Here is a 15,264-nt window from a genome sequence, read left to right on the forward strand (position 1 = left end):
ATACTTCTGCGATTTTCCGATTTCCCAAATTCGCCGCGCGGCGGGGATCCACGCAGCGCTAGGCCGGCCGGCCTGTTCCCATCCTGCAATTTTCGTTGGGTATGTCCTTGAAGCATTATTTGCCGCCTCGTGCGCCGTCTGATCCGGTGCCCAGTACGTCAGCTACTTCCACTCCCGCCCTTACATCCGGCACTCGCCGCGGCAGGCTCGCCCTGCGCGCTGCCGGCCGCCAGCGCGGCTTCGGCACGCTCGGCGTCATCATTACCGCGTTTGCCGGGCTGGCCGTGATCGGTGCCCTGATCGTCGGCTATGCGCTGATCGTCATGCGCCCGAACCTGCCGCCGCTCGACGTCATCACCGACTACCGGCCCAAGGTGCCGCTGCGCGTGTACACGTCGGATAACGTGCTGATCGGCGAATTTGGCGAAGAGCGCCGCAGCCTGGTCACCATCGACCAGATTCCCGACGTGATGAAAAAGGCCGTGCTCGCGATCGAGGACTACCGCTTCTACGATCACGGCGGCGTCGACTTCATCGGCATTCTGCGGGCGGGCGTCTCCGACGTTATCCACCGTGGTGCGGCGCAAGGCGCCAGTACGATCACGATGCAGGTGGCCCGCAACTTCTTCCTCTCCCGCGAGAAGACGGCCACGCGCAAGATCTACGAAATGCTGCTCGCCTACAAGATCGAGTCGGCTCTCTCCAAAGACCAGATTCTCGAGCTGTACATGAACCAGATTTATCTGGGTCAGCGTGCTTATGGTTTCGCGAGCGCCGCGCGCATCTATTTCGGCAAGGATCTGAAGGACATTTCGCTGGGTGAAGCGGCCATGCTGGCCGGGCTGCCCAAGGCACCGTCGGCGTACAACCCGATCGTCAATCCGAAGCGCGCCAAGATCCGTCAGGAATACATCCTCAAGCGCATGCTCGATCTGGGCTACATCACGCGCAATCAGTATGAAGATGCCCTGCACGAGCCGATTCGCACACGCACGGCCGGCAACGAATACAACGTGCATGCCGAGTACGTGGCCGAAATGGTGCGTCAGGCGGTGTACGACCAGTACAAGGACGAGACGTACACGCGTGGCCTGACCGTCATTACGACGCTCGACTCGAAGAAGCAGCAGGCGGCGTATGAAGCGGTGCGCATGGGCGTGCTCGATTACGAGCGCCGCCACTCGTATCGCGGCCCCGAGGGCTTCGTCGAACTGCCCGCCCCGATGCCCGACCGTCAGCAGTCGATTGAAGACGCCCTGCTCGAACACCCTGACAACGGCGATCTGGTGGCCGCAGTCGTGGTCGCCGCCAGCTCATCGCAGATCACGGCGATTCCGCTCTCGGGCGATGCCGTGACCATCAGCGGCGACGGCATCGGTTTTGCATCCTCTGCGCTGTCGGCGAAGGCTGCCGAGAAAGTACGCATTCGTCCGGGCTCGATCATTCGCATCATGAAGGACGCGCGCGGCAAGTGGCGCGTGACCCAGTTGCCCGAGGTGCAGGGCTCGCTCGTGTCGCTCTCGCCGGATGACGGCGCGATTCGTGCGCTGGTCGGTGGTTTCGACTTCAATCAGAGCAAGTTCAACCGCGCGACGCAGGCATGGCGTCAGCCGGGTTCGACGTTCAAGCCGGTGGTGTACTCCGCAGCGATCGAAAAGGGTGTGAGCCCGGCGACGATGGTGATGGACGGCCCGCTCAACCTGCCGCCCGCCCAGACCGGCGGACAAGCGTGGGACCCGCACGACGACGACGCCTTCAGCGGCCCGATGACCGTGCGCGAAGGGCTGCAACGTTCGAAGAATCTGGTCGCCATCCGACTGCTGCAATTCGCAGGCACGCAGTTCACGCAGGACTTTGCGACCCGCTTCGGCTTCGATGCCGACAAGGTGCCGCCGTATCTGCCGATGGCTCTCGGTGCCGGTCAGACGACGCCGTTGCAACTGGCCGGTGCGTACGCCGTGTTCGCGAATGGCGGTTACCGCGTGGCGCCCTACCTGATCAGCGAAATTCGCGATGCGCGCGGCAACGTGCTGAACAAGGCCACGCCGGTGATCGCGGGCATCAATGCCGCTCGTGCGATCTCGGCACCCAACGCGTTCATCATGAACAGCCTGCTGCAAAGCGTGGCCCAGCGCGGCACGGGCTCGGGCACCAACGTGCTCAAGCGCAACGACTTGGCGGGCAAGACGGGCACGACCAACGACGCGCTCGACGGCTGGTTTGCCGGCTATCAGCACTCGCTGGTCGCGGTGGCGTGGCTCGGCTTCGACCAACCCAAGACGCTGGGCAGCCGCGAATTCGGCGCGCAACTGGCATTGCCGGTGTGGACAAAGTACATGGGCGTCGCCCTCAACGGCGTGCCGCAGCAGCAGATGGCCATGCCCGACGGCGTGAGCGTGGTGAACGGCGAGCTTTACGAGTCCGACAAGATGCCGGGCAACGGCTTCGTGGCGAGCATCGGCATCGACGACAACAGCGGTGGTTTCTCGCTGCCGTTCTTCGGCAACAACTCGAACGCGCCGGTCGCACCGCCGCCGGCTGCCGGTCAGGCACCGTCGCCGGGTGGCGTGGACGCGAGCGAGAAAGCCCGTATTCTCGACATGTTCAAACATCCCTGATGATTGACCGGGCTTGACCGGCCAAAGCCGCCGCAGGCTTTGGCTGGATTGCAGGACTGAAACGGCCGCCTTCATGGCGGCCGTTTGCATTTGACGCATTTGACGCGGGACGGACTCGCTGCCGGGCGGCGGCTGTGCGCCGCCCTTCCGGGCTTCCAACGGCTGACTCGCCGCTAGTTCGGGACCGACTCAGGGCTTACCCGCCGTTCGCAAGAACGTACAAGTCAGCGCCGGGGCAGCACGATATGCTCACAGCCACTCGCAACCGTTTTTTTGAGGTCAGCACCGTCATGTCCGTCCCGTCCCGCGCGGCCAGCTTTACCGCAGGCATTCGCGACACCTTCCCGATGATCGTCGGCGCCGCGCCCTTTGGGCTGATCTTCGGCGCGCTGGTCGCCACCACGCCAATGGCTACGTGGCATGGCCAGCTCATGTCGCTGACCGTCTTTGCCGGCTCCAGCCAGTTCATCGCGGCCGGGCTATTTGCAACGGGCGTCGGTTACGCGGTGCTCTGGGCAACGACCTTCATCGTCAACTTGCGTCACATGCTGTACGCGGCCAACTTGCTGCCGCACGTGCGCCATCTGAATCTGCGCTGGCGCTGCCTGCTCGGCTTTACGTTGACGGACGAGACGTTTGCTGTGACGAGCAGCCATTTCCACAAGCATCCCGACGACCCGATGGGGCACTGGTACTTCCTCGGCTCCGGTCTGTCGATGTATGCGAACTGGCAGTTCTGGACGCTGGTGGGATTGATCTTCGGGGCGGCTTTCCCGCGCTTGCAAACGCTCGGTCTCGATTTCGCGATGGTGGCAACGTTCATCGCGATCATCGTGCCGCAGATGGCACGTATGCCGTGGGCCGTGGCCACGGTGGTGGCGGGCGCCGCCGCGTATCTCTGTCAGGGGCTGCCGTACAAGCTGGGGCTGCTCGTGGCGGTAACGGCCGGCATCGTGGCCGGCATGGTGACGCTGCACGCCCGCCGGCGCGGCGACACACTGACGCGCAAATCCACGCCGGGCCCGGGAGGTGCGCAATGAACTACGTCGTCGCGATTCTCGGCATGGCCGTGGTGACCTTCGCGGTGAAGGCCGGTATCTTCGTGCTGGGCGACCGGGTGCGCTTCCCCGAGTGGCTGCGCGAGGCGCTGTCGTTCGTCCCCGTGACCGTGCTCACGGCGATCATCGTGCCCATGACGCTCGCACCGCATGGCCATGGACTCGAGCTGACGTGGCGCAATCCGCAATTGGTCGCCGCGCTCGCCGCGATTGCGGTGTGTGCCGCAACGCGGCATCAGTTGCTCACCATCGGCCTCGGGTTGGCCGTGTTCTTCGGCTGGCAGTTCGGTGTGCTGGGCTGATATCGCGCCACCGGCGATCGAATCACCGGCTTGGCCATAAGAAAAAAGCGCCCTTGCGAGGCGCTTTTTTCATTTGAGCATTTGAGCAATGGATTTCGATCGCCCAGTGCCGAGGGGGAAACCCCTCTCACGGCAACGTCAGACCGACACCGTCCCGAGCGTGCCTGCGCGATACGCTGCGACGAAGGCGTCGAAGTCGCCGACTTGCGTGCGCTCCAACTCGGCTTGCGTCTCCAGCGACTTGCGGGCCAGCGTTTCGAAGTGCTCGACGATCTTGTCATCGAGCGGCATGGCACGCAGCGTCTGCGCATGCCGCTTGCTCTGTGCCAGCGAGAACGCCTGAAACGCGCCGCCCTCGGTGCCGCGCAGCGGTTCGAGCGCCGCCATGACGCGGGCCGACGGCGTGAGCGTCACGTCCTGCACCTTGGCGCGTTGCACGGCCATCGTGTGGGCGTAATGCGCACCGCCACGCTGGGCGTCGAACGCGGCCGCCGTGCGGTCGATGCGATCGAGCAGTTGCTCGGCCCAGTCGAACAGCGTGATGGCTTCACCGGCGCGATGCAGCACGAGGCCCGGCTTGCGGCCTTCCTTGACCACGTGCGCGAAGTTGTCGCGGTTCTCCATGTTCTCGGCATTCGAGCACGACGGGCTGTCTTCGAACGCGCAGAACAGCATGAAGGCGTCGATGAAGCGTGCCGTATCCACGTCGATACCGACCGGCAGGAACGGGTCGATGTCGACGCAACGCACTTCCACATACTGCACACCGCGACGCGCGAGCGCCTGCACCGGGCGCTCGCCGCTGTATGTCACGCGCTTCGGGCGAATCGTGGCGTAGAACTCGTTTTCGATTTGCAGCAGGTTGGTCGAGAGCTGAATCCACTCGCCGTTGCGCTTCGTACCCAGCGCCTCGTAAGGCGGATGCGGCTGGCTGACGGCTTGCGTGAGGGCGTCGATATAGCTCGGCAGGCAGTCGTAGCACGGCGAGACTTCCGATTGCGCGCTGTTCTGATAGCCCAGATCGCTCATGCGCAGGCTGGTCGCGTAAGGCAGACCCAGCGTGCCGGCATCGAACGAATCGAGCCCATGTTCACGCCCGCGCAGAAACTCGGCATGCAGCACCGGCGATGCGCCGAACAGATACATCAGCAGCCAGCTATAGCGGCGGAAGTTACGAATCAGCGCGACATAGCGCGCGGACTGATAGTCGCGAGCGGACGCCGTTGCGTCGGTGACACCCTCTTGTTCGCGCAGCAGTTCCCAGACGGGCTCTGCCAGCGAGAAGTTGTAGTGGATGCCGGCGATACATTGCATCGGCTTGCCGTAGCGCAGCGCCAGACCGCGACGGTACACGTGCTTGAGCAGGCCGATATGCGACGTGCCGTAGTCGGCGATCGGAATGATCTCTTCCGGCGGCAAGGCGGGCGGCATCGAGTCGCTCCAGAGCAGTTCGGTGCCGAGCTTGCGGTAGGCGAACTGATGGATCTCGTCGAGGCGGGCGATGACTTCGGCGGCGTCGTGCTGGGGCGGCGTGATGAACTCGAGCAGCGATTCCGAGTAATCGGTGGTGATTTCTTCGTTGGTGAGGGCCGAGCCCAACGCACGCGGGTGCGGCGTGAGCGCGAGGGCGCCGTTGTCTTCGACGCGCAGGGTTTCGCGTTCGATACCGGACAAGCCCTGGCCAAGCAGCGCGCGGTGGGCGGGCTGCATGATGAGTGCGAGGCGCCGGTCGAGCACGTCACCGGCGGTCGACGCGTCGCGTCGTTCGTTCTGGCAATTCTTGTTTTCCAACTTCCATCCCTCTGGTGAGGCGCGATGCTGTACGGCATGGCTGTCGCCGCCGGTGCCTGTCACGGCAAAGCCATGATCTGTCGAGGGCACGGTGGCGTACGGTGGTCTACGGGGTGCCGATGGCCTGACGCGGCGCTCGCCGGGGCATGGCTCCGGGAGGCACTTCAGGCGCGGCACGGCGCGAATTTGGCCTGAGCATAACTGAAAACGCCAAAGCGCGTCGGACGCCGCCGAAAACGCCATCATCACGCGTCAACGCCTGCCGATCGCGAGTGCGTTGACCGTTGGCTGGCGGCGTGAGAGCGCTTCCCGGGCGGCCCGGCGCACGCCAGTGCGGCGGCCTTTTCAACCCCATCGCGGGAGTTGGGTCAGGGCCGGACAGCGGGAAACAAGAGCCTCAGTGTCAGCCTGAGTCCCCCTGCGCGAATGCCACATTGGTGATGGGGTCATGCGCACCGATACTGGGCGGCATGATGAATACACAACACCTTAACGACCTCATCCCCCTGCTCTCGCTGGGGCTCGTCACCTTCTTGCTCGCGGGCTTCGTCAAAGGCGTGATCGGACTGGGGTTACCGACGGTCGCCGTCGGCCTGCTCGGGCTGGCAATGCCGACGGCCGAGGCCGCCGCCCTGCTGATCGTGCCCTCGTTGGTCACCAACGTCTGGCAATTGCTTGCCGGCCCGCGTTTCGCGGCGCTGGCGAAACGGCTGTGGCCGATGCTCGCGGGTATCTGCATCGGCACGTGGGCCGGTGGCGGCTGGCTGGCAAACGGGGGAAATACGCCCGGCATTGCACTGGGCGTGGCGTTGCTGGCTTACGCGGCGCTGGGGCTCGCGGCGGTGCGCATGCGGATTCCGCCGACGTGGACGCACGGGCGGGTCAGCGCGTTGGGCGGCGTGATCGGGGTGATCACGGGGCTGGTGACAGCGGCGACCGGCGTCTTCGTCATTCCGGCCGTGCCCTTTCTGCAAGCGCTCGAACTCGACAAGGACGATCTGGTGCAGGCGCTGGGCTTGTCGTTCACTGTGTCGACGGTGGCGCTCGCCGCCGGACTGGCACGTGACGGCATCTTTCATGGACATGCCATCGGTGTGTCACTGCTGGCGCTTGCCCCGGCGCTCGGCGGCATGTTCTTCGGACAATGGGTTCGCGGACGTGTCAGCGCGCCGGTATTCCGCCGCTGCTTCTTCGTCGGTCTGGCGATGCTGGGTGCCGAGCTTGTGATTCAGCACATGCGGTGAAACCGGCGGGCAAGCAGAAAGCGGCGTGGGGCGAGCACCCGCGCATCACTTCAAGTCGGCGAAATCGACATCCCAGAATTCAAGTTCGCGCCGGGCGTCGAGACTTCGCCCTTCTTCCGTACGGCGTAGTTCGACGCGTCGAATCTTGCCCGAGATGGTCTTCGGCAATTCACAGAATTCCAGACGGCGAATACGCTTGTATGGCGCCAGATGATCGCGGCAGAACCTGAGGATATCGAGCGCGAGTTTCTCGTCGGCCACGAAACCGGTGCGAAGCGAGACGAACGCCTTGGGCACAGCGAGCCGCACGGGGTCGGGGCTGGGTACTACGCCCGCCTCTGCCACGGCCGGATGCTTGATCAGTTCGCTTTCAAGCTCGAACGGGCTGATGCGATAGTCCGAGGCTTTGAACACATCGTCAGCACGTCCGACATAGGTGAAGTAACCGTGGTCGTCGCGCATGGCGACATCGCCCGTGCGGTAGTAGCCATCGCGCATGACGTCGGCGGTCTTCTCCGGATCGTCTTCGTAGCCTTGCATCAGCCCCGTTGGGCGCTGCGAGATGACGAGTGCGATCTCCCCTTCATCGGCCGGTACGCCATCGTGGTCGAGCAAGACGACGCGATAGCCGGGCATCGGCCGCCCCATCGCTCCGGCTTTGACGGGTTGTCCCGGCGAGTTGCCAATCTGGCAGCACGTTTCGGTTTGCCCGTAGCCGTCGCGAATCGTGATGTTCCACGCGCGTTTGACCTGATCGATCACTTCGGGATTGAGCGGCTCGCCTGCACCGATCAGTTCACGGAATTTCACCGGGTGCCGGGCAAGGTCTTCCTGAATCATCATCCGCCAGACTGTGGGCGGTGCGCACAACGTGGTGACGCCACAGCGCGCGGCCGTCTCGAGCGCGGCACGCGCGTCGAAGCGTGAGAAGTTGTAGATGAAGATCGTCGCGCCCGCGTTCCAAGGGGCGAAGAAGCAGCTCCACGCGTGCTTGGCCCAGCCGGGTGAGCTGATATTCCAGTGCACGTCGCCCGGCTGTAAGCCAAGCCAGTACATCGTGGCGAGGTGCCCGACGGGATAGCTTTGATGCGTGTGAAGCACGAGCTTCGGACGCGACGTGGTGCCGGACGTGAAGTACAGCAGCAACGGGTCGGTGGCGAGCGTGGTGCCGTCGGGCGTGAAGGTGTCGGGCTCGTCGTAGGCGGGCGCGAGGGAGGTCCAGCCATCGGGTGGATGTTCGCCGACGGCAATGCGTTGGTAATGGCCGGGCAGGCTGGCGAACTTGAGCGCGTCGCGTGTGGTGGTGACGACGTGCCGCACGCGGCCACGTTCGATGCGATCGACGAGATCGCCCGCGGCGAGCAGTGTGGTGGCGGGAATCATGACGGCACCGAGTTTCATGCAGGCGAGCATGAGGTCCCAGAGTTCGACTTGATTGGGCAGCATCAACAGCACGCGATCGCCACGCGCGACGCCTTGGGCGCGCAGGAAGTTGGCGACCTGATTCGAGCGTGCGGACATCTGAGCGAAGGAGAGGCGCGTTTCGCTGCCGTCTTCTTCGACGACCCAGAGGGCGGGTTGGGAGTTGTTCTGTGCTTGCGGATCGAAGAAGTCGAGGGCCCAGTTGAAGCGGGTAAGCACGGGCCAGCGGAAGTCACGGTACGCCACGTCGTAGTGGGCGCGCTGCGCGAGCAAGAGGTCGCGCGCGGCGTCGAATCCCTGGATATGCGGCATCGCTTGTCTCCAAGCCTCGATAGGCAGGATTCCATTATGAGGAGGCCCCCTGAATGCGACATTCGGGATAACCATCATGGGGTTCGGGTGTGCACTTACGACGGATGCGGGCGCGATGCGCGATGGGGATGCGTTGGGTGTGCGAGGGTGGGTGATGTAGGCGAAAGAAAAAATATGCGGAGAATGCGCACAGACGCTTTCATTCCTGCAAAAAGCTCTGCTATAATCGCCTGCTTTCGAGCGATACATTTAACGATGTGTCTCTCACGGGGCGTAGCGCAGCCTGGTAGCGTACCTGCATGGGGTGCAGGTGGTCGGAGGTTCAAATCCTCTCGCCCCGACCAGAATTGAACCCGCACAGTCTTTGACTGTGCGGGTTTTTTCGTTTCTCACGAACGCCAATCATTCGGCCCCGGTCTTCACAAGATCCGGCAGCACCCACGTCTTGTCGAAGAGCGGCTGCGTGGGTCCGTATAAACGGAACAGCAACTCAAACTTCTCTCCGCGCTTCGTCGGCACCCAATTCTTCTCGTGACCCGCCGGCGCTTCGGGACCAAAGTAAACAGTCACCGAGCCGTCAGGACCCTTCTCCATATCGGGGACTTGCGAGGAACGGCTCGCGCCCGGCACGTCTTTAATAAGCGCATGCGTGGCGCGGCTATATGCCGTCACCGACCAATACTGGCGCATCGGCGCGTCACGCGGCACCGTCAGCCGATATTGCTGCCCGCCATCAAGCGCCTCTCCGCTCTTGTCTTGCCACGACAGCAGATAAAACTGCCCCGCGCCCAACCGCTTGATCCCCACGTACCCCATCGAGTAAACGATCGCACGGGCATCGACTGGATAGATGTCGGGTTCCGTATAACCCTTCGACGCATCCTGAACCAACGCCGATGCCGCAGGAACCACCCAACGCGTATTAGGAAAATAAGGTTCGTAGGCCCGCTCCGACTGATAGGCGATCCAATCATGCGCGTTGCGCGCGCCCTCGTTGAGCGCGGCAACTCTCCTGTCGTCAGGGGCAAACGCCTTCCCTTTCTCGATGCCAATTGAGCGGAGCAAATCGATCATGACCTTGTCCCGTTCGAGCCACGGTTCGTTCTGGACGATACGATCCAGCGACTGGAAATAGCGAATGTCGTAAGGGATCGTCGAATCGAAGAGCGCATTGTTCGCGTCGACGAACCGCGTCGGCGGCGGCTTCGCGGCATTTGCAAGCGCGTACAACTTGACCCGCTTGCCGTAGGCCACAGCCTCAGCAGCATCGGCATCGCTGTGACTGCGCAACGTGGAGCGGATCAATGCATAGCCGCTGTACGTCGGAGAACGCAGCACGATGTAGCCCTTCGGAATCTGACCGCGATAGCTCGGCGGAAGTATCAAGTACTTGCCACCTGCCCCCTTGTCCGCCCCTGAAGGACCGGCATCCTCGAGCGGCATCTGCCACACGTCGTCAATGTTGCCGGTGATCGAGCCATCCCGAACCGCTGGCGGAATCTCGAGCACCATCGGCCCTTGCTTCGTATTGAAGAAAGGCATCAGGTAGATCGCATCCGGATTGGGCGTGAGCGTCTGGTTGCGCCAGTCCACCGGACGCGACCAATAGACAATCTGGTTATCCCCGGCACCTGCCTTGATGGCGGCTTGCCGCATCAGATCGGTATTGACGGCCGGCATCGCCCAGATGACCGCTTGCTCAGCGCGGCTGACCTCGGTTCGATTCAGCGCCAGTGGTGTTTCGGCATTGGTCTGCATCGCTTGGGAGGACAGCAGCAGTGCAACGAGAATCGCGTTTTTCATCCATGCTCTCCTGACTTCGGAACACTACGGGGTGATCGAATTCGCTTAGGAAGCCGGTGTAAATATGACGCTGCGTGCCGATGCGCTAACGAAATTGATGGGATGACGAACTATGATCGTTGTGTGATACAAGGCAAACCATCCAGACGGATATTACCTATTTCCCTTGCCCGTAGAAATACAGATACTCTGAGCCAATTCGCCACGTTGTATCCGAGAATGCGCCACGCACCCAGGAGCACGATGCTGTGAAATCTTACGCAGAGAAGCCGCAACCGACTCAGGACACTTTGCCCGGGGCGAAGATTACCGCCCGGGGCGCTCAAATCCCCGAGCACCGACCGGCCGACAACCGGACTGAACGCTCGCCTTTGGCAACGTTACAGGCTGTAGCCGACACCAGTCCGCGCGTGCTCGCACAGCACCAGCGTATGCAGTCGCTTTTCGGGCAACCGGCACAACGCCGAATAAAGCCAACTGAAGCGATATCGAATGAGGCGGCGATGCATGTCGCCCCCGTACGACCAGGCAACAGCGCACCCCGGCAGCTTTCACTTGCCCGCCCCGGATCAGGCACCCCCTCCCCCATCCAGCGCGTCAATATAAAGAGCGAAAGCGGTTCAAAGTCTTACGCTGAACTGATGGCAACGCCGGAATTCGCGCTAGCGGACCCCGTGAAAGAATATGAGCGCCTGTTTCCACCACCCGCCCTGCAAACGCTGCTCGATGTCACGTGGAAAGACACGGAGTTCCACAACACCAAGGCGCTGATCGCTGCGATCAACAAGGAGATTCGCAGCGCGAAGGCGGTGAAACGGGAGAAACGGGACGAAGAGGAGGCGCCGAAAATCGAGGAGAAACGCAAAGCGTATGCGTCAAACACATCTGAAGAAGACTGGGCAGGTGATTGGCCAAACTTTGCATCGCCTTTCATGCCGCTTGAAGCAACGCTATCAGGCATTGCAGGTCGCCAAAGCGCAGCGTTGATCTGCTTCAAGTTGACCCTTGTCTCGAAGTTCCGCCGTGACATCGCAGGTGAATTTGTGCGCCGGATCGTCGATCTCGGCCGCGCCAAGCTGGCGTGCCTACCGTACGACTGGCCCGGCATTAAGGCGACGCTTGATATGGTAACGGCCCCTCTGCCAGGCGTGCCGATGGACTACAGCCCGTTTGGCGGCGAACACTTCGATGCGTTTTTCGGTATCAGCAAGGGAGGGGGCATCCCGCTTTCCTTTGAAGGCATCACTTCCGAGCTGGACGCCATCCTCAACGTGCGACCTGACGAGCTTGCGCACGGCGAAGTCGTCTTCAGCGGCTCGAACTACAAAGATGCCGATTATGAAGAAATGACCAAGAATGTCGACGTCTCCTATATCGACGGCAACGGGGTGCTGCATCTGATTGAGAACGGCAAAGACATGAATACGTTGAAGAACAAAGCCGTCGGCAAGCATGCCCAGAAAGCCATCTATATGCACCTCTCCAAAGACGCGACTTCGCTGATACACACGCCCGTCGCACCGCTGACCCACGAGCAGGCCAGCCGCAACCAAATTACCCGCGTGCAGTGGTGGTATGCGATACCTCCCGAGGCCCTGAACCCGAAGGCGCTCTCCAAGGCCGAAAAATTGACGCTTTTTTCAGTGGCCGCCGCCGGGGCAGGCTTGCGCTTCGGCGCCAACCGTCTGCTGCCGGAAGAGATATTCAAGCTCTGCCGTTCTTGATGCGTAACGCTGTCGGCGTTTGATGAATCCGGGCTGACACTCGCCGACATTTCACCGCATCGGTCGATGCGAAATATCGTCAAGCAACGGCACGATCGCCAGCATGATGAGAATCAGCGCCAGCGGCACCGTCGACACGAAGCCAAGATGTTTAAAGCCGAGGGCACCCGCGACGCCGCCGAGGAAGAACATCCCGAGCAGCGATGCCAGCAGCCGAAGCTTGCCCTGATCGGCGGCGACCCGTTGCGGTTCTGCCGAGAGACCCGGTCGATTCCAGTACAGCATTTTCCCCAGCTCGATACCGATGTCGGTCACTAAACCGGTGACATGCGTCGTTCGTATTTCCGCCTTCGATATCTTCGTGATGATCGCGTTCTGAAGCCCCATCACATAGCACAGCAGTGCCACCGTTGCCGACGCAAACAGCCATCGATGATGTTCGAGGCTGGCCCCCAGCAGTCCGAAACCAATGAGCAGTACCGCCTCCAGCAACAATGGCGCGGCGTAGGCGCTGTGCGTCTGATGACGGCGCCCCCAGTTGACGAGGATGGAGGAAGTGGCCGCGCCGAAGAGAAACGCGAGAAGTGCGCTGACGCCGGTGAGCACGTACACCAACTGTCCCAGCACCAGATCATCCGAGAGCGATGCCACGATGCCGGACATGTGAGATGTGTACTGCCCGACCGCGAGAAAACCGCCCGCGTTAGCGGCACCGGCAACGAACGCCAGCGAGCACCCCAGCCGTCGATTGGCCGCCTCCGTGCGCACGGGTTGGGTGAATCCTCGCAGGTAATTGATCGGCATGACGCAACTCACTCAAAGCGACTTGGAATGGACGTACTGGTCAATTCTAAATCCTCGGCGTGCAACCGCTATCGGTGAGACAGATGGCCCCTATGGCACAATCGCGGCTCTTGTCACAACATCGGAGTCACAACATGGCCCTCTACGAACTGCCGGAAGCCCGGCAAATTGCACGAACCTTCGTCCAGGAGCTCATCAAGGCTCAAGGCATTCCCCTGACAGGATCGAAGGGCGTCACCGACCCGGCAGCTTCAGGTGAGCGCGATGCAGCGTATCTGCACAGCCTTCTCGAAAACCTGACCAAGAAACTCGCCGGCGGCTGAAATACAACCATCCCGCGTAATACCGCCGATGTCCACAACGACGACTCCCCCTCTCGACTTCCTCTCGCACAATCGCGCCGCCTGGGACAAACAAGCGGCTGAAGTGCGCGAGTGGTCACGTCCCGTGAGTCCGGAAACGGTGGCGGCGGCCAAGCTCGGCAACTGGAACGTGCATCTCACGCCGCGTCCGTTGCCGAAGGACTGGCTGGGCGATATTGCCGGGAGACGCATCCTCTGCCTCGCCTCAGCAGGCGGGCAGCAAGCCCCCGTACTTGCGGCTGCCGGCGCGCTCGTGACGGTCTTCGACATCTCGGACGCGCAGCTTGAACAGGATCGCAAGGTCGCCGAGCGCGACGGCCTTACGCTAAACACCCGACAAGGCGACATGCGCGATTTAAGCGCGTTCGATAACGCGTCGTTCGACATCGTCTTTCACCCGATCTCGAATCTTTACGTGCCCGATGTGCGCCCGGTCTGGCGCGAATGCCATCGCGTATTGAAAGCCGGTGGCGCATTGCTCGCGAGTTTCTACAATCCGGTCGTGTTCATCGGCGACCGTGATCCCGACTTTGCGAAACAAGGCCTGATCCGTCCGCAATACACACTGCCCTACTCCGATCTGAACGATCTGCCGCCTGACCAGCTTCAAAAGAAGCGCGACGCCGGTGAAGCGTTGGTCTTCGGTCACTCACTCGGGGATTTGATCGGCGGACAACTTGACGCCGGTTTCGCGATCGAAGGGTTTTACGAAGACCAGCAGCCCAACCCGCGCTTCGTTGTCGATCGCTTTCTGCCCACGTTTCTCGCAACGCGCGCGCGCAAGCGCTAAAGCAATGCTGCCGTAACCGTGCTGCGGTCGCCTCCCACCCCGCCGTTCGCTCTCAAAAACACTGTACATTTAAACATTACTGTTTTTTTGTACAGTATCTTGTGCTACATTCCCTTCACCAATGTTCCTTGGGGAGTTGCATCGTGAGTGATCCGAAATCCGTCAAATTCATCGTCGTGCCCTATCGCAAGAACAAGGACGGCGCCCTGCAACCCGGCGAGCTTCGCCAAGCCAGTACCGAATTCGGTGCCGTGCGTATCGCACAGGCCATGGCCTCGGGTTTTGCCGGCATCGCCGCCTACGAAGTGCTGGTCGATGACGAGTCCGGCACGATGGATTCGCCGCGCGTTCTGTTTCAGGAGGGCGCGATTCCGGCACTCGCCGAATAAGCAAACGTTCGATTCACTCGTCATGGATTCACCGTATTCATCGCGAACACCGCTGAACGCCCGGCGCTCCCATCCCGAGTGATCAGTCGGGCCGCGACGGACGAGCAATCGCATCGAACGTGCGGGTCTGCCGCGGATGCTGCAAGTCACGCGTATCGAGCGCCCGCTGCGTTGCGGCGACATCCTGAGCGCTCGGGCCCGGCTGCGCACCATTGCGCTCGCTCGCGGCACGGTTGATGGCTTCGCTGGCCGATTGCGCGTCGGCGACGGGTGCCGAGGCACGGAGTCCGGTCGACGGGTGCAGTGCAGGCGCCGCCTGATTGCCCTGACGAATGCTGCCAAGATCACTCGCGCCCAGATACGACTGGGCGCTGGCGTTGCCGCCGAACAATGCAACCGCCAGACACAGGCAGACAGCGATGAAGTTGGTGCGGATCTTATGGGCCCCCGTTTGGCTTAGTTGATGACCTGAGGTCATCTGTTGTGGGTCTTTCGACATGACTGAATTGTCTCAGCCGAAAAGCCATTTGTCGCCCGCACAAATCACAGTTGCGTCACCGTTCAACTGTGCCCCCGAGGGGTATCCCCACCCCTGTCATTTCCGGTAGTTTCTTCTGTTACACTGCGCAAAAAATGGGCCTCAGG

13 protein-coding genes and 1 tRNA gene are annotated in these 15,264 nt (G+C 62.0%); 9 read left to right on the forward strand and 5 right to left on the reverse strand.

Translation table 11 applies throughout. The features are described from left to right. The first annotated feature begins 101 nt into the window (after window positions 1-101). The 3 genes from CDV46_RS20580 (at window position 102) to CDV46_RS20590 (ending at window position 3,978) form a co-directional block, all read left to right on the forward strand. Entirely contained in the window at window positions 102-2,618 is a 2,517-nt protein-coding gene (locus tag CDV46_RS20580) for a penicillin-binding protein 1A (protein ID WP_441339346.1), read from the forward strand. A gap of 290 nt (window positions 2,619-2,908) precedes the next feature. After that, the gene (locus CDV46_RS20585) at window positions 2,909-3,658 is read left to right on the forward strand and encodes an AzlC family ABC transporter permease (RefSeq protein WP_087725065.1); all 750 of its coding nucleotides are present in this window, start codon (window positions 2,909-2,911) and stop codon (window positions 3,656-3,658) included. Next, a complete protein-coding gene (locus CDV46_RS20590) occupies window positions 3,655-3,978 on the forward strand; it encodes an AzlD domain-containing protein (RefSeq protein ID WP_087687074.1) in 324 nt (107 codons plus the stop codon). The genes CDV46_RS20585 and CDV46_RS20590 overlap by 4 nt, the downstream gene beginning before the upstream one ends. A gap of 138 nt (window positions 3,979-4,116) precedes the next feature. Here the strand turns inward: CDV46_RS20590 and gshA are convergent, their stop codons facing one another. Continuing rightward, complete coding sequence (gshA, locus tag CDV46_RS20595) at window positions 4,117-5,769, reverse strand: glutamate--cysteine ligase (RefSeq protein ID WP_371328735.1); 1,653 nt, start codon at window positions 5,767-5,769, stop codon at window positions 4,117-4,119. Window positions 5,770-6,239: 470 nt separating this feature from the next. On the opposite strand from gshA, the gene CDV46_RS20600 reads away from it, so the two are divergent. Then, the gene (locus tag CDV46_RS20600; protein ID WP_087724680.1) at window positions 6,240-7,013 is read left to right on the forward strand and encodes a sulfite exporter TauE/SafE family protein; all 774 of its coding nucleotides are present in this window, start codon (window positions 6,240-6,242) and stop codon (window positions 7,011-7,013) included. A 45-nt stretch (window positions 7,014-7,058) separates the two neighbouring features. Here the strand turns inward: CDV46_RS20600 and CDV46_RS20605 are convergent, their stop codons facing one another. Beyond that, window positions 7,059-8,747, reverse strand: coding sequence for an AMP-binding protein (locus CDV46_RS20605; RefSeq protein ID WP_087724682.1), 1,689 nt, complete (start codon window positions 8,745-8,747; stop codon window positions 7,059-7,061). Window positions 8,748-9,014: 267 nt separating this feature from the next. Between CDV46_RS20605 and CDV46_RS20610 the strand changes: the two genes are divergently transcribed. Continuing rightward, a tRNA-Pro gene (locus CDV46_RS20610) sits at window positions 9,015-9,091 on the forward strand. A gap of 58 nt (window positions 9,092-9,149) precedes the next feature. On the opposite strand, the gene CDV46_RS20615 is transcribed toward CDV46_RS20610, so the two are convergent. Further along, complete coding sequence (locus CDV46_RS20615) at window positions 9,150-10,550, reverse strand: DUF1254 domain-containing protein (protein ID WP_087724684.1); 1,401 nt, start codon at window positions 10,548-10,550, stop codon at window positions 9,150-9,152. Window positions 10,551-10,798: 248 nt separating this feature from the next. On the opposite strand from CDV46_RS20615, the gene CDV46_RS20620 reads away from it, so the two are divergent. Further along, window positions 10,799-12,274 carry a hypothetical protein gene (locus CDV46_RS20620; protein WP_140413444.1) on the forward strand — a complete coding sequence of 492 codons (1,476 nt, stop codon included), beginning with the start codon at window positions 10,799-10,801 and terminating at the stop codon, window positions 12,272-12,274. A gap of 51 nt (window positions 12,275-12,325) precedes the next feature. On the opposite strand, the gene CDV46_RS20625 is transcribed toward CDV46_RS20620, so the two are convergent. After that, window positions 12,326-13,078 (reverse strand): YoaK family protein, encoded by a 753-nt coding sequence (locus CDV46_RS20625; protein ID WP_087687069.1) that lies wholly within the window; start codon window positions 13,076-13,078, stop codon window positions 12,326-12,328. A 134-nt stretch (window positions 13,079-13,212) separates the two neighbouring features. Here CDV46_RS20625 and CDV46_RS20630 point away from each other — a divergent pair, with 134 nt between their 5' ends. From CDV46_RS20630 to CDV46_RS20640, 3 genes are all read left to right on the forward strand, one after another. Further along, the gene (locus tag CDV46_RS20630) at window positions 13,213-13,401 is read left to right on the forward strand and encodes a hypothetical protein (RefSeq protein WP_058378210.1); all 189 of its coding nucleotides are present in this window, start codon (window positions 13,213-13,215) and stop codon (window positions 13,399-13,401) included. A gap of 28 nt (window positions 13,402-13,429) precedes the next feature. Further along, window positions 13,430-14,230 (forward strand): class I SAM-dependent methyltransferase, encoded by an 801-nt coding sequence (locus CDV46_RS20635; protein ID WP_087724689.1) that lies wholly within the window; start codon window positions 13,430-13,432, stop codon window positions 14,228-14,230. Window positions 14,231-14,373: 143 nt separating this feature from the next. Then, window positions 14,374-14,619, forward strand: a complete 246-nt coding sequence (locus CDV46_RS20640) for a hypothetical protein (protein ID WP_058378207.1) — start codon at window positions 14,374-14,376, stop codon at window positions 14,617-14,619. 82 nt (window positions 14,620-14,701) lie between these two features. On the opposite strand, the gene CDV46_RS20645 is transcribed toward CDV46_RS20640, so the two are convergent. After that, on the reverse strand, window positions 14,702-15,118 hold the full coding sequence (locus CDV46_RS20645; RefSeq protein ID WP_087724690.1) for a hypothetical protein: 417 nt from the start codon (window positions 15,116-15,118) through the stop codon (window positions 14,702-14,704). Window positions 15,119-15,264: the final 146 nt, after the last annotated feature.

The organism is Pandoraea sp. PE-S2T-3 (assembly GCF_002179965.1).
Classification (GTDB): domain Bacteria; phylum Pseudomonadota; class Gammaproteobacteria; order Burkholderiales; family Burkholderiaceae; genus Pandoraea.

Excerpts from the sequence above, each read along its gene's own strand:
- CDV46_RS20580 (WP_441339346.1), top strand. The coding sequence starts at position 102 with ATGTCCTTGAAGCATTATTTGCCGCCTCGTGCGCCGTCTGATCCGGTG.
- CDV46_RS20585 (WP_087725065.1), top strand. The coding sequence starts at position 2,909 with ATGTCCGTCCCGTCCCGCGCGGCCAGCTTTACCGCAGGCATTCGCGAC.
- CDV46_RS20590 (WP_087687074.1), top strand. The coding sequence starts at position 3,655 with ATGAACTACGTCGTCGCGATTCTCGGCATGGCCGTGGTGACCTTCGCG.
- CDV46_RS20600 (WP_087724680.1), top strand. The coding sequence starts at position 6,240 with ATGATGAATACACAACACCTTAACGACCTCATCCCCCTGCTCTCGCTG.
- CDV46_RS20605 (WP_087724682.1), bottom strand. The coding sequence starts at position 8,747 with ATGCCGCATATCCAGGGATTCGACGCCGCGCGCGACCTCTTGCTCGCG.
- CDV46_RS20615 (WP_087724684.1), bottom strand. The coding sequence starts at position 10,550 with ATGAAAAACGCGATTCTCGTTGCACTGCTGCTGTCCTCCCAAGCGATG.
- CDV46_RS20625 (WP_087687069.1), bottom strand. The coding sequence starts at position 13,078 with ATGCCGATCAATTACCTGCGAGGATTCACCCAACCCGTGCGCACGGAG.
- CDV46_RS20630 (WP_058378210.1), top strand. The coding sequence starts at position 13,213 with ATGGCCCTCTACGAACTGCCGGAAGCCCGGCAAATTGCACGAACCTTC.
- CDV46_RS20635 (WP_087724689.1), top strand. The coding sequence starts at position 13,430 with ATGTCCACAACGACGACTCCCCCTCTCGACTTCCTCTCGCACAATCGC.
- CDV46_RS20645 (WP_087724690.1), bottom strand. The coding sequence starts at position 15,118 with ATGTCGAAAGACCCACAACAGATGACCTCAGGTCATCAACTAAGCCAA.